The organism is Acinetobacter sp. P1(2023), from assembly GCF_028367635.1.
Lineage (GTDB): Bacteria > Pseudomonadota > Gammaproteobacteria > Pseudomonadales > Moraxellaceae > Acinetobacter > Acinetobacter pittii_E.
Window position 1 is genome coordinate 14,534 of record NZ_JAQNDD010000005.1, and the last position, 19,757, is coordinate 34,290.

At 38.8% G+C, this 19,757-nt stretch carries 22 protein-coding genes; 6 read left to right on the forward strand and 16 right to left on the reverse strand.

Going from position 1 to position 19,757, the window contains the following annotated elements:
- Positions 1-46 precede the first annotated feature (46 nt).
- From POD11_RS09060 to ppx, 5 genes are read right to left on the reverse strand one after another with little or no spacing between them, the layout of a single operon-like run.
- The gene (locus tag POD11_RS09060; protein ID WP_016142164.1) at positions 47-616 is read right to left on the reverse strand and encodes a YggT family protein; all 570 of its coding nucleotides are present in this window, start codon (positions 614-616) and stop codon (positions 47-49) included.
- 21 nt (positions 617-637) lie between these two features.
- A complete protein-coding gene (proC, locus tag POD11_RS09065; protein ID WP_080649506.1) occupies positions 638-1,474 on the reverse strand; it encodes a pyrroline-5-carboxylate reductase in 837 nt (278 codons plus the stop codon).
- Positions 1,449-2,849, reverse strand: a complete 1,401-nt coding sequence (gene tilS / locus POD11_RS09070) for a tRNA lysidine(34) synthetase TilS (RefSeq protein WP_262457007.1) — start codon at positions 2,847-2,849, stop codon at positions 1,449-1,451. Before tilS ends, proC begins: the two co-directional genes overlap by 26 nt.
- Entirely contained in the window at positions 2,786-3,607 is an 822-nt protein-coding gene (locus POD11_RS09075) for an acetyl-CoA carboxylase carboxyltransferase subunit alpha (protein ID WP_016142167.1), read from the reverse strand. Before POD11_RS09075 ends, tilS begins: the two co-directional genes overlap by 64 nt.
- An 18-nt stretch (positions 3,608-3,625) precedes the next feature.
- Complete coding sequence (gene ppx / locus POD11_RS09080; protein WP_033849270.1) at positions 3,626-5,146, reverse strand: exopolyphosphatase; 1,521 nt, start codon at positions 5,144-5,146, stop codon at positions 3,626-3,628.
- A gap of 276 nt (positions 5,147-5,422) precedes the next feature.
- Here ppx and trxA point away from each other — a divergent pair, with 276 nt between their 5' ends.
- Together trxA and rho are read left to right on the forward strand one after the other, a co-directional pair.
- Positions 5,423-5,749, forward strand: a complete 327-nt coding sequence (trxA, locus tag POD11_RS09085; protein ID WP_016142169.1) for a thioredoxin — start codon at positions 5,423-5,425, stop codon at positions 5,747-5,749.
- 322 nt (positions 5,750-6,071) lie between these two features.
- The gene (gene rho / locus POD11_RS09090; protein WP_002117304.1) at positions 6,072-7,340 is read left to right on the forward strand and encodes a transcription termination factor Rho; all 1,269 of its coding nucleotides are present in this window, start codon (positions 6,072-6,074) and stop codon (positions 7,338-7,340) included.
- A 191-nt stretch (positions 7,341-7,531) separates the two neighbouring features.
- Here the strand turns inward: rho and POD11_RS09095 are convergent, their stop codons facing one another.
- Entirely contained in the window at positions 7,532-7,657 is a 126-nt protein-coding gene (locus tag POD11_RS09095) for a hypothetical protein (RefSeq protein WP_262457008.1), read from the reverse strand.
- A 94-nt stretch (positions 7,658-7,751) separates the two neighbouring features.
- On the opposite strand from POD11_RS09095, the gene POD11_RS09100 reads away from it, so the two are divergent.
- Positions 7,752-7,985 carry a hypothetical protein gene (locus POD11_RS09100; RefSeq protein ID WP_262457009.1) on the forward strand — a complete coding sequence of 78 codons (234 nt, stop codon included), beginning with the start codon at positions 7,752-7,754 and terminating at the stop codon, positions 7,983-7,985.
- Positions 7,986-8,131: 146 nt separating this feature from the next.
- Here POD11_RS09100 and POD11_RS09105 read toward each other — a convergent pair whose 3' ends face one another.
- The 3 genes from POD11_RS09105 to pheS are packed head-to-tail and all read right to left on the reverse strand — an operon-like array spanning position 8,132 to position 11,819.
- Positions 8,132-8,428: an integration host factor subunit alpha gene (locus POD11_RS09105; protein ID WP_000126166.1), complete on the reverse strand. Its 297-nt coding sequence runs from the start codon at positions 8,426-8,428 to the stop codon at positions 8,132-8,134.
- Positions 8,425-10,806 carry a phenylalanine--tRNA ligase subunit beta gene (gene pheT, locus POD11_RS09110; RefSeq protein ID WP_262457010.1) on the reverse strand — a complete coding sequence of 794 codons (2,382 nt, stop codon included), beginning with the start codon at positions 10,804-10,806 and terminating at the stop codon, positions 8,425-8,427. Before pheT ends, POD11_RS09105 begins: the two co-directional genes overlap by 4 nt.
- Before the next feature lie 32 nt (positions 10,807-10,838).
- Positions 10,839-11,819, reverse strand: a complete 981-nt coding sequence (gene pheS, locus POD11_RS09115; RefSeq protein ID WP_002117277.1) for a phenylalanine--tRNA ligase subunit alpha — start codon at positions 11,817-11,819, stop codon at positions 10,839-10,841.
- A gap of 158 nt (positions 11,820-11,977) precedes the next feature.
- On the opposite strand from pheS, the gene POD11_RS09120 reads away from it, so the two are divergent.
- Both POD11_RS09120 and POD11_RS09125 read left to right on the forward strand, forming a co-directional pair.
- Positions 11,978-12,970, forward strand: coding sequence for a hypothetical protein (locus POD11_RS09120; protein ID WP_262457126.1), 993 nt, complete (start codon positions 11,978-11,980; stop codon positions 12,968-12,970).
- 12 nt (positions 12,971-12,982) lie between these two features.
- Complete coding sequence (locus POD11_RS09125; RefSeq protein WP_262457011.1) at positions 12,983-13,597, forward strand: hypothetical protein; 615 nt, start codon at positions 12,983-12,985, stop codon at positions 13,595-13,597.
- A 28-nt stretch (positions 13,598-13,625) separates the two neighbouring features.
- On the opposite strand, the gene rplT is transcribed toward POD11_RS09125, so the two are convergent.
- Genes rplT through POD11_RS09140 form a run of 3 tightly spaced genes read right to left on the reverse strand, consistent with a single transcriptional unit; the run spans position 13,626 to position 14,391 of the window.
- Complete coding sequence (rplT, locus tag POD11_RS09130; RefSeq protein WP_000124858.1) at positions 13,626-13,985, reverse strand: 50S ribosomal protein L20; 360 nt, start codon at positions 13,983-13,985, stop codon at positions 13,626-13,628.
- 11 nt (positions 13,986-13,996) lie between these two features.
- The gene (gene rpmI / locus POD11_RS09135; RefSeq protein ID WP_002054552.1) at positions 13,997-14,191 is read right to left on the reverse strand and encodes a 50S ribosomal protein L35; all 195 of its coding nucleotides are present in this window, start codon (positions 14,189-14,191) and stop codon (positions 13,997-13,999) included.
- 11 nt (positions 14,192-14,202) lie between these two features.
- Positions 14,203-14,391: a hypothetical protein gene (locus tag POD11_RS09140; protein ID WP_262457012.1), complete on the reverse strand. Its 189-nt coding sequence runs from the start codon at positions 14,389-14,391 to the stop codon at positions 14,203-14,205.
- Positions 14,392-14,429: 38 nt separating this feature from the next.
- Here POD11_RS09140 and nreB point away from each other — a divergent pair, with 38 nt between their 5' ends.
- Positions 14,430-15,680: a nickel resistance MFS transporter NreB gene (gene nreB, locus POD11_RS09145; protein WP_262457013.1), complete on the forward strand. Its 1,251-nt coding sequence runs from the start codon at positions 14,430-14,432 to the stop codon at positions 15,678-15,680.
- 40 nt (positions 15,681-15,720) lie between these two features.
- Here nreB and POD11_RS09150 read toward each other — a convergent pair whose 3' ends face one another.
- From POD11_RS09150 to thrS, 4 genes are all read right to left on the reverse strand, one after another.
- A complete protein-coding gene (locus tag POD11_RS09150; RefSeq protein WP_262457014.1) occupies positions 15,721-16,149 on the reverse strand; it encodes a YqaA family protein in 429 nt (142 codons plus the stop codon).
- 56 nt (positions 16,150-16,205) lie between these two features.
- A complete protein-coding gene (locus POD11_RS09155; RefSeq protein ID WP_262457015.1) occupies positions 16,206-16,826 on the reverse strand; it encodes a glutathione S-transferase N-terminal domain-containing protein in 621 nt (206 codons plus the stop codon).
- 228 nt (positions 16,827-17,054) lie between these two features.
- Positions 17,055-17,606, reverse strand: coding sequence for a translation initiation factor IF-3 (gene infC, locus POD11_RS09160; RefSeq protein WP_075383312.1), 552 nt, complete (start codon positions 17,604-17,606; stop codon positions 17,055-17,057).
- Between the two features lie 5 nt (positions 17,607-17,611).
- A complete protein-coding gene (gene thrS, locus POD11_RS09165; protein WP_016144362.1) occupies positions 17,612-19,534 on the reverse strand; it encodes a threonine--tRNA ligase in 1,923 nt (640 codons plus the stop codon).
- Positions 19,535-19,757: the final 223 nt, after the last annotated feature.

Genomic DNA, 19,757 nt, shown 5'->3' on the forward strand with positions numbered 1-19,757 from the left:
AAAATAAAAAAGGGCCGTGAAATACAGCCCTTTTTCTTGCGTTAACTTAAAGTCCAGTTAAAAGAACTTTAGCCACTTCATTCATGAGGATCTCGGCAATATAAAGCGCTAAAAACGCTAAAATTGGAGATAAGTCAATCATTCCCATATTAGGCAATATACGACGGAATGGCGCGAGTAATGGTTCAGCCAAATCTTGAATTACTTCAATATAAGGTGAACGTGATTGAGTGAACATAACCACCCAACTCAAAATGATTGTTGCAAAAATTAAATAACGGCAGAAACGAATTAAGTCCTGAATCATTGTCACAAAAGTCAGTATCACTAAATGAACCGGACTATTTGGCATAGAACCAGAAAGATACATCACACCGAAAATTTTCAGTAAATATAAAATAATTAAAAGAACCAACGCAGCCAAATTAAATCGGCCTTTTGCGACCGTTGGAAAAATTCGGCCAAAAATATCAACAATTTTAGTCGCCTTTACGGTCGATAAAACCACAGGATTATAAGGACTTACTGCCGCCAATTGCATTAAAAAACGGAAAAAGACCAATAAAATCGCGACATTAATTAAAATTCCAAAAATTAGCGCAGAATTTGCACCCATAGTTGTCTTATCCTATTTAAGCTATTTCGCACTGTCACTCAATTCTTGAGCCAATTCTTGACTACGCTTCTGTGCAGCAGCCAATGCAGATTGAATATTTTGGGAGATTTGTGCACGGTCAAAAACTTCAAGTGCAGCTTGAGTTGTACCATTTGGTGACGTCACGTTCTTACGTAGTTCAGAAGGAGTATTTGAACTGGTAATTGCCATTTGAGCTGCACCTAATGCCGTTTGAAGAGTCAACGCAGTTGCAACTTTCTCGTCAAGTCCTAAGTTTTTACCCGCACGAATCATACTTTCCATGAGATAAAAGAAATATGCAGGACCTGAGCCAGAAACCGCTGTTACCGCATCAATTTGAGCTTCGGAGTTTACCCAAATTGTTAAACCTGTGGCTGCTAAAATCTGACTTGTTAATTCACGATCAGAAGTACCAACTACCTCATTTGCATAGATACCATGCGCACCAGTTTGAACTAGAGCCGGCGTATTTGGCATTACTCGAACAATTCGATTGCTATCAATTAAGTTTGATATCGTTTGAATTTCAGCACCAGCAATAATTGAAATGACCAATTTATCTGATAACAAACCTTTTAAAGGACGTAAAACAGTCGCCAAAACTTGTGGTTTTACCGCCAGTACAACAACATCAGCATTTTGAATTGCAGCCACATTATCTTGTGTCACATGGACTTCTTTTTCTTGCAATAATTGGCGGATTTGCTCAACAGGATCTGAAACGGTAATACGTGTTGGCGGTAAACCTCTTGAAATAAGCCCGCCAATCAAAGCTTGGGCCATATTACCACCACCAATAAAACAGATATTACTATTTACTGCACTTGTCATAACCATATTCGCCATTTACCAGATTACAAGAATAAGAAATTAAATCTGGTTGCCATCCTCCTTGCTCACAATACGGAGACTGAGCCAACCAAAATCCTTTCGGTGTAAAAACCCCAAGCATAACATTATCTATGACTAATATTTGAATTGTATGACGAAGCCAAGGCAAAATATGTGCTTCTTGAATTGCTTTTTTTAATGGCCATTGCCCAACGCGACCATATAAATGGACTTTTTCACCACCTTGGCGTCGAATTATTTTTAAATTTTTCTTTAATAAAGATGAAGATAAACCCATATTTGTTTGGGTAATTTGAAAATATCCTGAAGCACAATGCACTATTTCCCCCATTTGGAAATAATGCTCCGTCTCGGTTTCAACTGGATTTAATTTTTCAGCAAGAAAAACTTCCTTACTCAACCTATAAAGATGATGTTGATAACGAACATAATAAAACTGGTTCCAGTGTAATGCCGCCTGTGCATCAGACTTTGAATCAATTACTTCATTTTTTAAACGCTCAACCATTACAAATGCAGGCCGGTATTGCCCCTCACCTTTCATCCAAACCGAAAGTAATTGGCGCTGACGGGCAGAGGATAATTTTAATAGCTGAGTTAAATCCAAACATTCGTCCGTACCACAATTTTGCAGATCAACTTTTAAAACCTCTTCTAAAATTTCAGAAGCGTCTTGCATCAAATAGCTGGTACGACTAAGGGCTTGCTGCATTTTTGGAAATCGGTTTTGTAAGAATGGCCAAAGCTCCTCACGCGACCATGCCCGATCATAATGGATATCATAATTTGTAGGATCAATTACATGTTCAATCTCAAGTTGAGTAGTCCACTCAACAATTTGCTCACGAGTTAAATCTAAAAAAGGTCGCCAAATTGTCATATCCACGCGATGATCGATAGACTGCATAGCAGCTAGCCCATCAACACCTGCACCCGATAATAACCTTAACATCACTGTTTCAGCTTGGTCTTGCTGATGATGAGCAAGCACTAAAACTTCATTGGCCTGCAAATGTTGCTGATAAGCTTGATAGCGTGCCTGACGTGCTTGAGCTTCCAAATTACCGTCAGTAACTTGAACTTTTTGAATGATATAAGGAATATTTAAACTCGTAGCCTGTTTAGCAACGAGTTTTCCCCACTCTGCACTTTTTGATTGCAGTTGATGATCTATGTAAATTACTCGGATCTTTTGAGGGAAAATTTGAGACATCAAATGTAGCAGCAGCATTGAATCCATGCCACCACTACATCCGATAAGAAAAGTATTATTTTCTAAAGACTCTTGAGCCTGTTTTAAGACGTGATGCCTAAATTTTCGCTGCCAAACTTCATTAAACGTTGATAACGTGCTTCGCATCGTTCATTTGCATCCATTGGTAGCAACTCTTCCAAAGCTTGCTTCAAAACTACTTTTAGGTTTTGCATGACTTGCTCAGGGTCTAAATGAGCCCCTTCACCTTCATCTACTACATATTCAACAATACCTAGAGATTGTAGTTTATCTGCTGTCAAACCTAAAGCTTCACTTGCTTGAGCCGCTTTTTCAGCAGTTTTCCACAAAATAGATGCACAGCCTTCTGGTGAAATCACAGAATAAATACTATGCGACAACATAATTACTCGGTCAGCAACACCAATACCTAAAGCACCACCAGAACCGCCTTCACCAAGTACTGTTGCAACAACAGGAACTTTCAAACTTGAAAGTTGAGCAAGACTCGTTGCGATTGCTTCAGCTTGTCCACGCTCTTCAGCACCTACACCTGGGTAAGCACCCATCGTATCAATAAAGGTGAAAACCGGAAGATTAAAACGCTCAGCCATATCTAATAGGCGTTGAGATTTACGGTAACCTTCTGGGTTAGCCATACCGAAGTTGTGCTTTAATTTTTCACGGGTACTACGACCACGGTGTTGTCCAATGACCATCACAGGCTGACCATCAAAACGAGCAAGACCACCTACCATCGCACCATCGTCACCAAACAAACGATCACCATGCAAGGCATCAAACTCTGTAAAGATTTCACCGACATAATCTAGAAATTGCGGACGATCAGGATGACGTGCAATTTGAACCGTTGTCCACGCTTTGGACTGAGTAGCTTTTTTCATAGGTCGAATATTATCCCTTTAATCGATAAATTTTTCCGACTGAATATTCAATTCAATGTCCCAATGCTTAAACTGCTCTTGCTCATCATGCAAGTCGGCAACTAACAATGGCCATTGTTTGGCATCACCAGAAACACTAAGCTGCCATTGTTGATCATTTATGATGGTCAGTTCAATGGCAGGAAGCATCTGATCACTTCGACTATGGTTGAGTAAAACTGCTAGGCGAAGCAATAAACATAGATAAAGTAATTTATGGCCACCAGCCTTCAAAATTTCATTTTTTACATCATTTCGCAATTTACGACGGTGGTGCGCAACTAAATGTGAAAGATGATTTTGATCAATTTGTGAGAAACCAGGAATATCAGAATGCTGCAATAAATAAGCACCATGGCGGTGATACCCACCATGACTAATCGCTAAACCAATTTCGTGCAAATAGGCAGCTCGACGCAGTAAGTCACTGTCTTCACTCGTTAAATTAAGTGATTCTGCAACACCATCAAATAATTGTTGTGCTGTATTTACAACTCTTTCTGCTTGTTTTGGATCAGCGTTATAACGTCCCATTAAAGCTTGTACACTGCGATCGCGGATATCTTCATGTTTAAAACGACCTAATAGGTCATACATGACGCCTTCACGTAATGCACCATCAGAATATGCCAAACGATCAATTTCTAAAACTTCAAAAACTGCGTACAAAATTGCCAATCCGGCTGGCAAAACTGCTCGTCGGTCTTCTCGAAGTCCTTCAAAATCAATTTCAGAAATATTTTTAAACTTAAGTAATTTATCTTTGAGTTTATACAACCCTTCTCGAGTAACGTTTTCTTGTTCATCGCTTAAGCCCATATTCACCATAATTTGGCGGCAAGCTTTAATAGTTCCACTAGAACCAACAACAGTATCCCAACCTTCCATTTTATAAGTTGTTGCGATAGCTGAAAGTTCTTTACGGGCAGCTACTACTGCTTTATCAAAGGCTTTTTGTGTGATTTCACCATCAGCAAAGTAGGCTTTTGTATAAGCCACGCATCCCATTTGCAATGACTCAGTGTAAATAGGTTCAAACTCTTCACCAATAATAAATTCGGTAGAGCCCCCACCAATATCTACAACTAAACGTCGACCACCATTTGCCATGGTATGTGATACGCCAAGATAAATCAGACGTGCTTCTTCTCGTCCCGCAATAATTTCAATAGGTTTAGGTAAAATTTCTGCCGCTTTTTGAATAAATTCATGACCATTTTTTGCCTGACGCAAGGCATTGGTCGCCACAATTCTTAAACGATTTGGTTGAACAGAACTTAATCTCCCAACAAAACGAGCCAAACATGCGAGGCCCCGTTGCTGAGCGGCTTCCGTTAGGTTTTTATTCTCATCTAAACCAGCTGCAAGCTGTACTTTTTCTGACATCGAAGCAACTTTTTTAACTTCACCATGATCTACCCGTGCAATTGCAAGGTGAAAACTGTTCGACCCCATATCTATGGCGGCAAGTAATTCTTCATCAATCAGAAAGTCAGACATTATTGAACTAAACCCATAACAATTCACGCCTAGAGTAATTCACAAGAATGCAATTGAAAAGCCATTTTCATCAACAATTAGCTGTGATTTAAATTTTTCTATTTATAAGTTGATTGTACAAGTCGATGATGAATATCGTGAGCATCCATTAGACAAATTTAGATAAGCCTTGAATAATAGCATCAAACCCTTACATTGAACTAAGTAGCTATGTAATACTGATAGAGATCATTTTCTCCTGTAATAGCACTTTTTTCTAAAAATTGGAGCCGTACCATGTCTGCGACTATTGTAAATACAACTGATGATAACTTCCAAGCGGATGTTTTAGATTCTGAAACACCTGTACTTGTAGACTTCTGGGCAGGATGGTGTGCACCTTGTAAAGCGATCGCACCTGTTCTTGAAGACTTATCAAGCGAATATGCTGGTAAAGTAAAAATTGTTAAAGTTGACGTGACTTCTTGCGAAGATACTGCGGTGAAATACAACATCCGCAATATTCCTGCTTTATTACTTTTCAAAAATGGTGAAGTTGTAGCTCAACAAATTGGTGCTGTACCTCGCTCTAAACTTGTTAGCTTTATTGATGAAAACGTTTAAGTCAAAATGCTAAAAAAGAAAATACGCTATACTTCTTTATAGCGTATTTTTTTCGGCTATAAATTGACAAATTAGCTAGGCTGGCTTATATTGCATGCTCAAGAGGCACTGAAGGGAATCATCTTCGTCCGGCTTCTTACAAGACACAAACATAAAGATCGCCACTCGGCAACAGAAATTGTTTTTTCACATTTCTCTTCGAAACAATTAATCAGACTTCTGAATTGTTATTGTGTAAATACAATTGCGATAATCTTTTTTGTATGCGAGCGATTTTTCTTCTTTTTAAACCACACTCTACTCTTTCCTAATTCTGACCCTTATGAATTTAACTGAACTCAAGAAAAAACCAATCGGCGAACTAATTAAAATTGCTGAATTTATGGGCCTGGAAGGTATGGCTCGTAACAGAAAGCAAGATATTATCTTTGCCATTTTGAAACGCCATGCGATGAATGGCGAAGAAATTTTTGGTGACGGCGTTCTTGAAATTCTCTCTGATGGTTTTGGTTTTTTGCGCTCTGCCGCAGGTTCGTATTTAGCAGGTCCGGATGATATTTATGTGAGTCCTTCACAAATCCGACGCTTTAACTTGCGTACAGGTGATACCATCACAGGTACTATTCGCCCTCCAAAAGAAGGTGAGCGTTATTTTGCGTTGCTCAAAGTTAACCAAATTAACTACGACACGCCAGAAAATTCTCGAAATAAAATTTTATTTGAAAACTTAACTCCCCTTTTCCCAACCGAACAATTGGTTATGGAATTAGGTAATGGTACGACAGAAGATTTAACTGCTCGTGTTGTTGATTTAGTTGCGCCAATTGGTAAAGGCCAACGTTCTATTATTGTTGCACCGCCAAAAGCGGGTAAAACAATGTTACTTCAAAATATTGCTCAATCGATTGTTAGAAACAATCCAGAAGTATTTCTGATCGTTCTACTCATTGATGAACGTCCAGAAGAAGTAACTGAAATGGAACGTACTGTTCGCGGTGAAGTTATTGCCTCAACATTTGATGAAGCTCCAGCTCGCCATGTACAAGTTGCAGAAATGGTTATTGAAAAAGCTAAACGTCTTGTTGAACATAAAAAAGATGTTGTGATTCTTCTTGACTCTATTACCCGTCTTGCACGTGCTTACAACACCGTTATCCCGTCATCAGGTAAAGTGTTAACGGGTGGTGTGGATGCTCATGCATTAGAACGTCCTAAGCGTTTCTTCGGTGCTGCACGTAATATTGAAGAAGGCGGTTCACTCACGATCATCTCAACTGCTTTGATTGAAACAGGCAGTAAAATGGATGACGTCATTTATGAAGAATTCAAAGGTACAGGTAACCAAGAGATTACGCTTGATCGCCGTATTGCTGAAAAACGCGTCTTCCCTGCCATGAATATCAAAAAGTCAGGCACCCGTCGTGAAGAACGTTTAATGGATGAAGATAAATTACGTAAAGTATGGATTCTTCGTAAGCTCCTCCACCCTATGGATGAGTTGGCAGCAATGGAATTCTTACTTGACCGTATGAAAGAAACCAAAACAAACGATGATTTCTTTGATCAAATGAAACGTAAAGCTTCAACTTAATTAATCAAACCTTAATAAAAAGCCACTCTTTTGAGTGGTTTTTTATTTGGTTGACAAGCTTTACACAAAAATACATTTCGTTGATTTTTATGTAAAATTATTTATAAGCTTTTGATAATAAATATTTTTATATAAAAAAGTTGATTCTTTTTAGTAACTTATCTCTACCTTTTCCAATATATAGTAGTTTGTTAATTGTTTTTTTCTGTTAAAAAACAGTCTGTTTTTCTCTTTTTCATATGTTTTTTTGACAAGCGACAGTAGTATTTCGACATTTGCAGTGATAGCATAGCGGCAGACCAGTTAGACTGCTCCATGCGTTGTTACCTAGCTACGTTTTAGGAATAATAAAAGCAAAACAGTCCAACTTAGGTTTTTTTAATCTCAAATCTTTTTTGTGAGAGTGATGCCATGTTATTCAAAAAATTCGCTGTTGCTGCTGCTGTTGCTGCTACTTTAGCTTTCGTTGGTTGTTCTAAGAAAGAAGAAGCTCCTGCTGCTGCTTCTGAAGCTGTAGCTGCTGCTTCTGAAGCTACTGCTGCTGCTTCTGAAGCTGCTGTAGCTGTTGACGCTGCTGCTTCTGACGTTGCTGCTGCTGCTTCTGACGTTGCTGCTGCTGCTTCTGAAGCTTCTGCTGCACACTAATCTATATTCTAGATTAGATAAAAAAGAGGACATTTTGTCCTCTTTTTTTACTTCTAATTTTTGATTTTCCAATATTAAATGGCCCTATATTGCTGCCAAATAAAATTATATAAAGCTATCTAAAATATAAATATAAAAAAAGCAGATCAATCGATCTGCTCATTTCCAACGCGTTGTCTAAACTTCTGACCCGCTCTGAAGGTAACTACACGGCGCGCAGAAATCGGAATTTCCTCGCCTGTTTTAGGATTACGTCCAGGACGTTCGCGTTTATCTCTTAATTCGAAATTACCAAAACCAGAAAGCTTAACTTGCTCTCCTGCAATAAGCGCTTGGCTAATTTCGTCGAAGAACAACTCGACCATTTGTTTTGCTTCACGGCGATTTAAGCTGGTTAACTCACTTAAATGATCAGCCATGTCTGCTTTAGTTAATGCTGTCATGAGGCCCTCAATGTCGCTTGATAAGTGTTTTCCAACACGTGGATTATATTGTCCATACCAGATTTAATTTCAGCATCTTCAAGCGTACGTGAAGGATGTTGCCATAATAACGCAAACGCTAATGAGCGTTTACCTTCTTCGACACCCTGCCCCGTATACACATCGAATAACCATGTAGAGTCTAAAAGCTCTCCACCAGTTTTTTCGATTAACTGCTGAATATCTCTAACATTTATATTATCAGAGATTAAAAGCGCAATATCACGTCTGATCGAAGGAAAACGTGATAATTCTGTAAAATTAGATACATAAGATTGCAAAACGGCAGTTTGATCAAGTTCAGCAACCCAAGTTGTGCTCAAATCTAGCTCATTTTCTAAAGATGGATGCAGACGGCCTAAGTAACCAATTGATTGTCCATCAACTAAAATTTCAGCAGACTGTCCTGGATGCAACCATGCACGCTCTGAACGCACATATTCAACTTTGACACGACCAGCAGCTAAAATCTCTTCAATCTCTCCTTTGAAGTCGAAGAAATCCATTGGCTGCGGCTTAACATGCCAAGATTCAGGTTGTTGTGAACCTACTGCAACCAAAGCTAAAGTTGGAATCTGCTTTAGATCTTTAATACTTTTAGCATTTTGATAATCAAAACGTAGCCCTAATTCAAAGAAGCGAACACGGCTTTGCTGACGGTTAATATTATATTGTACGCAAGGAATTAAACTTGAAAGCAAAGTACTACGCATCGCAGCCAAATCACTTGAAATTGGATTTGCTAGCATTAATGGATTTACTTGTGGGTTTAATTGCTTTTCAAGTTTTGCATCGGCAAAGCTAAAGCTAATTGCTTCTTGATAACCCAAACTTACGATAGTTTGACGTAACTCTGCAATTTCAAAGCGGTCTTGGTATTTAGCTAATTTAACATCCATAGTTGGTAAACTAATTTGGATATTGTCATAACCATCAATACGCGCTACTTCTTCAATTAGGTCTTGATAAATAGCCATATCATAGCGATGTGATGGAGGGACTACACTCCATTCACCTTCAGCTTTAACAGTTACTTTACAGCCTAATCGAGCTAAAGCATCCGCAATGAACTCACCCGCGACTTGATATCCTAATAATTGGTCTACCTGAGCCTGTTTAAGGTCAATTGCTTCACGTTTAGGAAGTAGATCAGTTTTTTCAGCTACAGTAATTGGGCCAAACTCACCGCCCGCCAATTCTTGAATAAGCTGAGAAGCACGATTCATTGCAATTAACGGTAATTCAAAATCCACACCACGTTCATAACGCTGCGAAGAATCTGTGTGTAAACCAAAACGGCGAGCACGTCCAGCAATAGCAAGTGGCGCAAAGAAAGCACTTTCTAAGAAAATGTCAGTTGTATCATCGGTTACACTAGATGCTAGACCACCCATAATTCCGGCAATTGCCAAAGCTTTCTGGTCATCAGCAATAACCATTATATCTTCTTGTAATTCAACTTCTTGATCATTTAAAAGCTGTAGTTTTTCCTGCGGCTTAGCTTGACGAACTTGTACAGTTCCTTCGATTTTAGCTAGATCGAAAGCATGCATTGGTTGACCCAATTCCATGAGGACGTAGTTGGTTACATCAACTAAAATACTATGAGTACGAATTCCTGAACGTGCTAAAGCCTGTTCCATCCACTCTGGCGTTGCAGCTTTTACATTAACGTTTTTAACTACACGTCCTAAGTAGCGTGGAGCACCATCTGTGCTGATTACTACTTTTTTCTCATCAGTGATTGTCGCATCAACCGATTTGATTTCAGGCTCATTCATTTGCAGTTGGTTAATCACTGCAATTTCACGTGCAATTCCACGAATACTGAAGCAATCACCACGGTTTGGTGTAATACTGATATCGATGACGTTATCATCAAGTTTTAGATATTCACGGATGTTTACCCCTACTGGAGCATCGGCAGGCAACTCAAGCAAACCATCAATTTTATCTTCAAGATCAATTTCAGAAGCCCCACAAAGCATGCCTTGTGACTCAACTCCGCGAAGTTTACCTTTTTTGATTTTAAAATCGCCGGGTAATACAGCACCAATCGTTGCAACTGGAGCTTTCATGCCAGCACGAACATTCGGTGCACCACATACGATTTGTAAAGGCTCACCTGAACCAATATTCACTGTTGTTACACGCAAACGATCTGCATCTGGATGCTGCTCAACTGTTAAAACTTCACCAACCACGACACCAGTAAATGGCTTTGCAACAGGCGCGAGTTCATCAACTTCAAGACCAAGCATAGTCAACTGATCAGACAATGTCTCGCTATCAATTGCTGGGTTAACCCACGTACGTAGCCAATTTTCGCTAATCTTCATCTTTATAAACCTTTTTTAATCCTGAAAAACTGTTAGGCAAATTGGCGTAAGAAACGCACATCATTTTGGTAGAACATACGTAAGTCATTAATGCCATAACGCAACATTGCAAAACGCTCTACCCCTAAACCAAAAGCAAAGCCTTTGTATTTATCAGGATCAATACCCGCAGCACGTAATACATTTGGATGTACCATGCCACAGCCTAAAACCTCTAACCAACGGCCACGTTCATCCATAATATCTACTTCTGCACTTGGCTCAGTAAACGGGAAATAAGATGGACGGAAACGAACTTTTAAATCTTTTTCAAAAAATTCATTAAGCAGGTTAATCAATAAACCTTTTAATTCAGCAAAGCTCGTGTTCTCAGCAACGTATAAACCTTCAATCTGATGGAACATTGGCGAATGCGTTTGATCTGAATCACAACGGTAAACACGGCCTGGACATACGATACGAATTGGTGGCTCACTTGTTTCCATTGTACGAATCTGCACCCCAGAGGTATGCGTACGTAGTAAATGAGTAGCATCAAAGTAGAATGTATCGTGCATCGCACGTGCTGGATGGTGACCAGGGATATTTAATGCTTCAAAATTGTGATAGTCATCTTCAACTTCTGGACCAGTCGCAACAGTAAAGCCAGCTTTAGTGAAGAACTGACAAATTCGCTCTTGTACCTGAGTAACAGGATGGACTGTACCAATACGTTGACCACGGCCCGGCAATGTAATATCAATCGTTTCACTTGCTAATTTCTGTGCAAGTGCTGCCTGTTGTAATGCCGCTTGACGTTCTGTTAATGCAGTATTAATTGTTTCTCGAACAGCATGAATCGCAGCACCTTGTACTTTGCGTTCTTCAGGGTCCATTTTCCCTAATGCTTTCGATTGTTCTGCAAGCTGGCTTTTTTTCCCTGTAAATTGCACACGTACCTGATCAAGTGCAACAAGGTCTTGAGCTGCTGCAATGGCAGCAAGCGCTTCTGTGGTCAGGGCTTCCAGTGACATATTAACTCTCAAAGCAACAAATTTAAAAAATATAATAAAACACTGCATTCTAACAGTTTTTCATCGAATTGATGAAGTTTATCCATCATGAAAAATGTATTAGGCAACAAAAAGATAAAACGTATAAGATAATAGCATCGTCAATGAGATCAACTATTATGGCGCTTAATCAGATTTGGAAACAACAACTTACGCTTGTGACATATGGTAATGAATACCTCCGTCAGAATTTAAGCTTTAACCAATGGCGACAACATCATATTTTCGACCATCATAGTTTTCAGTTTCGTGACTTAACTTCACAGCATTTATTGGCTCAACATTTCCAAGTTTGGCTAGAAGCATTAAAAAAACAAGGCACCCTCAAGCTTAGCTTACATTTATCAAGCCTTCTCAATGAAGAGCAAAATCCAAACAGTAACGTCGAACTCTTACCCTATACTCATTTTATTGTGAGTCATCAAAATGATAAGAAGTTTGCATGGATTTTTGGCCATGAACTTGCCGAATGGTATAACAATGATAACGAGTTCGAAGCTCCTTCTTCACAAACCTGTGAATTACGCCTAGAGACATTCTGGCGTTTTGAATTAAATGAGAAATTATCAAAAAAAATTGAGGCTGATCTAAAAAATCCACCATGGCAAGAAATAGCCGACTTTATGGAGAGTGAATTATTCCGTAGTAAGTATGCGACAGGCTTTGAGGAACCAGAACTTCAAAATGCTCTTTTTGATGGTACAAATATTACAAACTTAGAACCAAAACTTGCCCTAATTCCTGAGAGTTATCCCGCAGATTATGCCCATCAACTTTTGTCCCGTACACAAGCATTAGCTGATTATTTAGAACAAAAAAAACGCCTTGCAAACGATCCTTTAGGAGAAGAACTAGACCAAGAGCAACTCATCAATTTAAGAAACTTTACACAAAAAACTGATGATTTATTTGCCAAGCTTATTGTAAAAGTTGCCAACCATTATCAGACTGCACAGATGGTGCCTGTAGTTAAATCATCTCCATTTGAGCAATCAAATGAAAATCCACAACATTTGAAATCTCACCACCATAAAGGCACTGGTTCAGGCGTTATTAAACTCATTATTTTAACCATTATTATTTGTGCTTTAGCTTATTATTTTGGGCTTTAACCACAGGAATATATGAAAATGATATATAAAAGATTACTCCTAACGCTCATTGCATTATGTTCCATTAACACATACGCACAACAAAGTATTTCAAACCAAGAAAAAAGTTCCGTTAATTTCCCTATAATAGAATTTACACTGAGTCAGATTCAACAAGAATTAAAGCAATTACAGTCCATTGAAAATCAAGAGCACCCCAAGTATTCAGCCTTAGCTCAACAATGGTCTGAAAATAACTCCAAGATTAACGATTTTATATTTTCACCACTTAATAATAAAACACAATTAATAAAAGAAAATTTTGAATTATTACAAAAGCAATTGGATAAAACAAAAAAACTTAAACAAGAACTTAATGAAATGAGAATTCGTCTATTAAAAGAAGATAATACAAATCTAGCGCAGTTAGACATTAAAACAGAACAAGGCCTATCTTTAAAGAAACTTTATTTAGAACGTAATCAAATATGTATGCAATATTTTCAGAACGAATTAACAAATACCACTTTAAATGCCATCAATATAGACTTAAAGCAACAATGCACACAAGCTAATTCTAGAGTACAAGAGCTGTCTACGACACTATCTGAAAAATATAATATTCCTGATAATAAAAAAGACCGCTAAAAAGCGGTCTTTCTTTGAATCTCTAAGCTTATGCAGCTAATGCGCCTTTAGCTTTTTCAGCTAAAGCAGCAAATGCTACTGCATCATGCATAGCGATGTCAGCTAATACGCGACGGTCGATGATCACTTGAGCTTTTTTCAAGCCATCGATCATACGGCTGTAAGACAAACCGTTTTGACGAGCACCAGCATTGATACGCGCAATCCATAGAGCACGGAATTGACGTTTCTTTTGACGGCGGTCACGGTAAGCGTATTGACCAGCTTTGATTACCGCTTGGAACGCTACGCGGTAAACGCGTGAACGAGCACCATAGTAACCTTTAGCGCGAGCAAGAATTTTTTTGTGACGACGATGAGCCACTACACCACGTTTTACACGAGCCATTTATAATCTCCTTAGATGTATGGGCACATACGACGAACTGAATTCATGTCAGAAACATGAACCATTACACAGCCGCGTAATTGACGGATACGTTTAGCAGATTTTTTGGTCAAGATGTGGCGCTTGAACGCTTGTTTACGCTTAAAACCGTTTGCAGTCGCTTTGAAGCGTTTAGCTGCACCACGGCGAGTTTTTAACTTAGCCATAGTAACCTCTTTTAGGCACCTGTTCGGCGCGATTGCACCATTGCAAAATCGACCTGCAGGTAAGGAAGCGCGTATTTTATAGCATGCTGACTAAAATTAAAACTATTAGTTACTGTTTTTATGGGTGCAAAGAAAGACTTTTCGATTTTAACTGTGGCAGCCATATCAATAATAAATAAAGCACCTATACTTTTTTCCATTTATAATACGATCAAATTATCAACATACGATATTCCCAATGCAGAAACATGATGCATTTGCCGCCTTACGCTATAGAGATTTCTCAATTGTTACCATTAATCAATTTTGCTTAACATTAGCAATTCTGATTCAAGAAATTATTGTTGCCTATTCACTATATCAAATCACCAAAGACCCACTGACTCTAGGTTTAATCGGACTTGCAGAAGCCATTCCTTTTATTGCCCTTTCCCTTTGGGGTGGCTATTTTGCAGATAGGTTTAATAAACAGATTATTATGAAAATCTGTTTATTTTTCTCGGTTCCTCTTCCTTTAATTTTATGGTTACTTTTCCATTTACATGGCTTAGGACATATCAGCGTAAATTTTCTTTCTTGGGGGATTTATGCAGTCATTTTTGGTTTGGGTACAATTCGTGGTTTTTATAATCCTTCTGCAACGTCTTTAAAGCCATTTTTAATTCCCCGTGAACTGTATGCAAACGGAGCAACATGGACGACGATCGGTTGGCAAAGTGGTGTAATTATTGGGCCTATGCTTGGTGGTTTTATGCTGGCCTATTTAGGCCGAGAAACAAGCCTATTTAGTGTTGCTACGTTACTGGGCATTTGTTTTATATTAATTAATTTACTGCATAAGCGTAGTTTTCCTAAAATTGAAACTGCAAATGTTTTAGAGAGTTTAGGGGATGGTTTCCGCTTTATCTGGAAAACTAAAATTGTTCTTTGGGCGATTTCTCTTGATTTAGCTTCTGTTTTATTTGGTGGGGTCATCGCATTACTACCAATTTTCGCCGAAGATATCTTAAAAGTTGGTCCAGAAGGACTTGGATATTTGCGTGCTGCACCCTCTATTGGCGCTCTCGTTACTATGATTGCTTTGACTCGCTTCCCACCAACTCAGCATGCATGGCGTAACATGTTACTTGCCGTAGCTGGTTTTGGAGTATTCACTATTTTATTCGCCTTTTCGAAAAATATGTGGTTGTCTCTATATGCACTGGCAATGACGGGCGCTTGTGACAGTATTTCAGTTGTGGTTAGACAAACTATTTTGCAAATTTTCCCGCCAGAAAATATGCGTGGTCGCGTTGCTGCTGTAAACGGGATGTTTGTCTCATCAAGTAATGAGCTTGGTGCATTTGAGTCAGGTTTGGCAGCAAAATATTTGGGAACGATTACAGCAACTATTTTTGGTGGTTGTATGACTTTAGTCGTCGTTACTTTCTGTTGGCTAAAAACCAATGATTTATTTAAAGTCGATATTACAAAAAGCTCAGAAGACTAATAAATTCGCTTTAATTTAAGCATCTTCGGATGCTTTTATTTTAAATAAGATCTGTAATTACCCAATAAATAAAGATATAGCGCCCCGCTTTAGCAATCAAAACGATAATTAAAAAACGCCAAAAATTTTCTTTGAGTAAACCCGCAACTAAAGTAATTGGGTCTCCAATCACAGGTGTCCAACTTAAAAGCAGCGAATAAAAACCATACTTATGATAAAAGCGTTGAGCTTGTTCTAAACGCTTTTCAGAAACAGGAAACCACTTACGATGTTTAAATTGCTCTATTTTTAGGCCTAGCCACCAATTTACGCAAGAACCTAACACATTACCTAGAGTAGCAACACTTATTAATAGCACAGCCGAATGTTGATCTTTTAGCAACAAGGCTGCCAAGACCGCTTCGGACTGCAAAGGCAACAATGTCGCCGCGCCAAAAGCACTCAAGAAAAGCAAAAAATAACTTAGCACAACTCATGACACCAAATAATTTTTTGCTTTAAACATTTATTAAATCCAGACAAAAATCAGGCTACTTTAATAGACAATGCTTTTTGTACCGCAGGACGTGCCGTTAAACGTACAATATATTCTTGTACATAAGGATAATCTTCTAATTGAATACCCTGCCATTCATAGCGCAAGATCCAAGGTAAAATTGCCATGTCAGCAATCGAGTATTCACCAGCAACAAACTTCTGACCAATAAGCTGTTTGTTTAATACGCCATATAAACGTTTAGTCTCATTTACATAACGGTCGATCGCGTATGGGATTTTTTCTGGGGCAAAACGATTGAAATGATGATTCTGCCCAAGCATAGGTCCTAGTCCACCCATTTGCCACATGAGCCATTGTTCAACTTCAACTCGCTCTTGCTCATCAGTTGGATAAAATAATCCGGTTTTCCGACCTAAATATTGCAAGATAGCGCCTGATTCAAATATTGAAATTGGCTCACCACGAGGTCCATCTTGGTCAACAATCGCAGGAATTTTATTATTGGGAGAAATTCTCAGAAAATCTGGTTGAAATTGATCATTTTCTAAAATATTGATTGGGTAAAGAGTGTAATCCAGTCCCATTTCTTCTAAGGCAATTGTGATTTTATGTCCATTGGGAGTTCCCCAATAATATAGATCAATCATTCTATTTTCCTATTCATCGTTATCATGACTGCGTCTTGCGTTATAGCATGTTTTAAGAGGGACGATGAGATTTCCAACACTAAAAAATACATAAAATTCAAGAATTGAATTTCTTTCAAAATATAGCAACTGTCTTAAATCAAACTGAATAGATAAAAGTTAAATCATCTTTTTTTATTATGATAAGGATATAAAAAAGCACTGCTTTTGCAGTGCTTTTTTTGAGTATTACTTTTTCTTTTTCGGTCCAAGTAACATACCCATTTGACGGCCTTCCATTTTAGGTGCTTGTTCCACAACCCCAAACTCAGCAACATCAGCTTCAATCTTTTGTAATTGAGCTAAGCCAAGTTGTTGGTGAGCCATTTCACGACCACGGAAACGTAAAGTGATTTTCACTTTGTTTCCTTCTTCAAGGAATTTCAAAATAGCACGAAGCTTAACTTGATAATCACCAACATCAGTTGCAGGGCGCAGTTTGATTTCCTTCACTTGCACTTGATGCTGTTTTTTCTTCGCATCTTTTTGCTTCTGCTTAAGGTCAAACAAGTGCTTGTTGTAATCCATAATTTTACAAACAGGCGGCTCGGCGTTTGCAACGATCTCAACTAGGTCAAGATCTGCCTCTTCAGCAGCGCGCAGTGCTTCATTTAATGAAACAATTCCTTTTTGCTCACCGTCAGCACCAACGAGGCGTACTTCTTTTGCACGGATCTCGTCGTTAATTGCTGGACGGTTGCTTTTTGCACCTTGTTGTTGGTTACGGTCAGGCTGTTTAATCTTTCTTACTCCACAATATACCGGCCACGTTCGGCGACGGCAGACTTCACTAAGTCAATGAATGCATCTACTGACATAGTACCTAAATTTTTTCCTGAGCGGGTACGCACATTCACTGTACCTTCTTCAACCTCTCGGTCACCAAGAACTAACAGGTAAGGAATACGCTCTAGAGTACGCTCACGAATCTTAAATCCGATTTTTTCATTTCTCAAGTCAGAAATAGCACGAAGGCCATTTTCTTTGAGTTTTGCTACGACGTTCTCACAAGCTTCAGCTTGAGAATCCGTAATATTCATGACACAAGCTTGTAACGGCGACAACCAAGGTGGCATGAAACCAGCGTAGTGTTCAATTAGTATACCAATAAAACGCTCAAAACTGCCAAGAATTGCACGATGCAACATTACAGGCTGATCACGATCATTGTCTTCAGTCACATAAGACGCATCTAAACGTTCTGGTAAGTTGAAGTCACACTGAATAGTACCACATTGCCATACACGTCCGAGACAGTCTTTCAATGAGAATTCAATTTTCGGACCGTAGAACGCACCTTCGCCTGGTTGTAATTCCCATTCTAGACCCGCTGCATCTAAAGCATCTGCTAAAGATTTTTCAGCCATATCCCAAAGTGCATCATCACCCACACGTTTTTCTGGACGTGTAGAAAGTTTCATTTGCACTTCTTCAAAGCCAAAATCTTTATAAACATCTAAAGTCAGTTTAATAAAGTCTGCAACTTCCTGACCGATCTGTTCTTTAGTACAGAAGATATGAGCGTCATCTTGTGTAAAGCCACGTACACGCATAATACCGTGTAAAGAACCTGATGGTTCGTTACGATGACAAGAACCGAACTCAGCCAAACGAATCGGTAAATCACGGTAAGACTTCAAACCTTGGTTGAACACTTGCACGTGACATGGACAGTTCATTGGCTTAACCGCATAGTTACGATTTTCAGAATGAGTCGTAAACATGTTGTCTGCGTAGTTCGCCGCATGACCTGATTTTTCCCACAATGTAAAGTCTACGATTTGTGGTGTCTTAATCTCAAGGTAACCATTGTCTTGCTGAACTTTACGCATGTATTGTTCAAGTACTTGGTAAATCGTCCAGCCATTTGGATGCCAGAACACCATACCAGGTGCTTCTTCTTGCATATGGAACAAGTCTAAAGCTTTACCAATTTTACGATGGTCACGCTTTTCAGCTTCTTCGATACGTTTGATATAGGCAGCGAGCTGTTTCTTGTCTGCCCAAGCTGTACCATAAATACGTTGAAGCTGTTCGTTCTTCGCATCACCACGCCAGTATGCACCAGAGATTTTAGTGAGCTTGAATGATTTTAAGAATTTGGTATTCGGTACGTGTGGACCACGACACATATCCAAATAATCTTGATGGTAGTACAAGCCCATTTGTGTTTCTTCAGGCATGTCTGCAATCAAGCGTAATTTGTATTCTTCGCCACGCGCAGTAAATTCAGCAATAACTTCATCACGTGGTGTCATTTTTTTAACGACATCATAATCTTGATCGATGAGCTTTTTCATGCGCTCTTCGATAGCTGCCATATCGTCTAATGTAAAAGGACGTGGCATCCAGATGTCGTAGTAAAAACCTTCTTCAATGACTGGACCAATCACCATCTTGGCTTCAGGAAAAAGCTGTTTAACAGCATGCCCTACAAGGTGTGCACAAGAATGGCGAATAATTTCAAGACCTTCCTCATCTTTTGGAGTGATAATTTGTAAGGTCGAATCTTCGGTAATTAAGTCACATGCATCAACTAAGCGATCATTTACACGGCCAGCAACAGTATTTTTTGCTAGACCAGGCCCGATACTTTGGGCAACTTCCATAACAGATACAGCGTGATCAAAACTCTTTTGATCGCCATTTGGCAATGTGATAATTGGCATAAAAAAATCCTTAAGGAGTGATGCCCTATACGAAGGAGCATTTCACCGCGAGATTATGATCGAGGCGAACCTCAAAATATAAAAACGGTGTAAATCAAAGTTAAAAAACCTGAAAGATTTTACACTTGTTCAAGCAATGTGAAAACCTTTGAGCCCATAAAATCATAAATACATTTTGCTTATCAGGTAAACAGCAATAAATGACTTAAAAAATATATTGGGG

Excerpts from the sequence above, each read along its gene's own strand:
- POD11_RS09060 (WP_016142164.1), bottom strand. The coding sequence starts at position 616 with ATGGGTGCAAATTCTGCGCTAATTTTTGGAATTTTAATTAATGTCGCG.
- proC (WP_080649506.1), bottom strand. The coding sequence starts at position 1,474 with ATGGTTATGACAAGTGCAGTAAATAGTAATATCTGTTTTATTGGTGGT.
- tilS (WP_262457007.1), bottom strand. The coding sequence starts at position 2,849 with ATGCGAAGCACGTTATCAACGTTTAATGAAGTTTGGCAGCGAAAATTT.
- POD11_RS09075 (WP_016142167.1), bottom strand. The coding sequence starts at position 3,607 with ATGAAAAAAGCTACTCAGTCCAAAGCGTGGACAACGGTTCAAATTGCA.
- ppx (WP_033849270.1), bottom strand. The coding sequence starts at position 5,146 with ATGTCTGACTTTCTGATTGATGAAGAATTACTTGCCGCCATAGATATG.
- trxA (WP_016142169.1), top strand. The coding sequence starts at position 5,423 with ATGTCTGCGACTATTGTAAATACAACTGATGATAACTTCCAAGCGGAT.
- rho (WP_002117304.1), top strand. The coding sequence starts at position 6,072 with ATGAATTTAACTGAACTCAAGAAAAAACCAATCGGCGAACTAATTAAA.
- POD11_RS09095 (WP_262457008.1), bottom strand. The coding sequence starts at position 7,657 with ATGGAGCAGTCTAACTGGTCTGCCGCTATGCTATCACTGCAAATGTCG.
- POD11_RS09100 (WP_262457009.1), top strand. The coding sequence starts at position 7,752 with ATGTTATTCAAAAAATTCGCTGTTGCTGCTGCTGTTGCTGCTACTTTA.
- POD11_RS09105 (WP_000126166.1), bottom strand. The coding sequence starts at position 8,428 with ATGACAGCATTAACTAAAGCAGACATGGCTGATCATTTAAGTGAGTTA.
- pheT (WP_262457010.1), bottom strand. The coding sequence starts at position 10,806 with ATGAAGATTAGCGAAAATTGGCTACGTACGTGGGTTAACCCAGCAATT.
- pheS (WP_002117277.1), bottom strand. The coding sequence starts at position 11,819 with ATGTCACTGGAAGCCCTGACCACAGAAGCGCTTGCTGCCATTGCAGCA.
- POD11_RS09120 (WP_262457126.1), top strand. The coding sequence starts at position 11,978 with ATGGCGCTTAATCAGATTTGGAAACAACAACTTACGCTTGTGACATAT.
- POD11_RS09125 (WP_262457011.1), top strand. The coding sequence starts at position 12,983 with ATGAAAATGATATATAAAAGATTACTCCTAACGCTCATTGCATTATGT.
- rplT (WP_000124858.1), bottom strand. The coding sequence starts at position 13,985 with ATGGCTCGTGTAAAACGTGGTGTAGTGGCTCATCGTCGTCACAAAAAA.
- rpmI (WP_002054552.1), bottom strand. The coding sequence starts at position 14,191 with ATGGCTAAGTTAAAAACTCGCCGTGGTGCAGCTAAACGCTTCAAAGCG.
- POD11_RS09140 (WP_262457012.1), bottom strand. The coding sequence starts at position 14,391 with ATGGAAAAAAGTATAGGTGCTTTATTTATTATTGATATGGCTGCCACA.
- nreB (WP_262457013.1), top strand. The coding sequence starts at position 14,430 with ATGCAGAAACATGATGCATTTGCCGCCTTACGCTATAGAGATTTCTCA.
- POD11_RS09155 (WP_262457015.1), bottom strand. The coding sequence starts at position 16,826 with ATGATTGATCTATATTATTGGGGAACTCCCAATGGACATAAAATCACA.
- thrS (WP_016144362.1), bottom strand. The coding sequence starts at position 19,534 with ATGCCAATTATCACATTGCCAAATGGCGATCAAAAGAGTTTTGATCAC.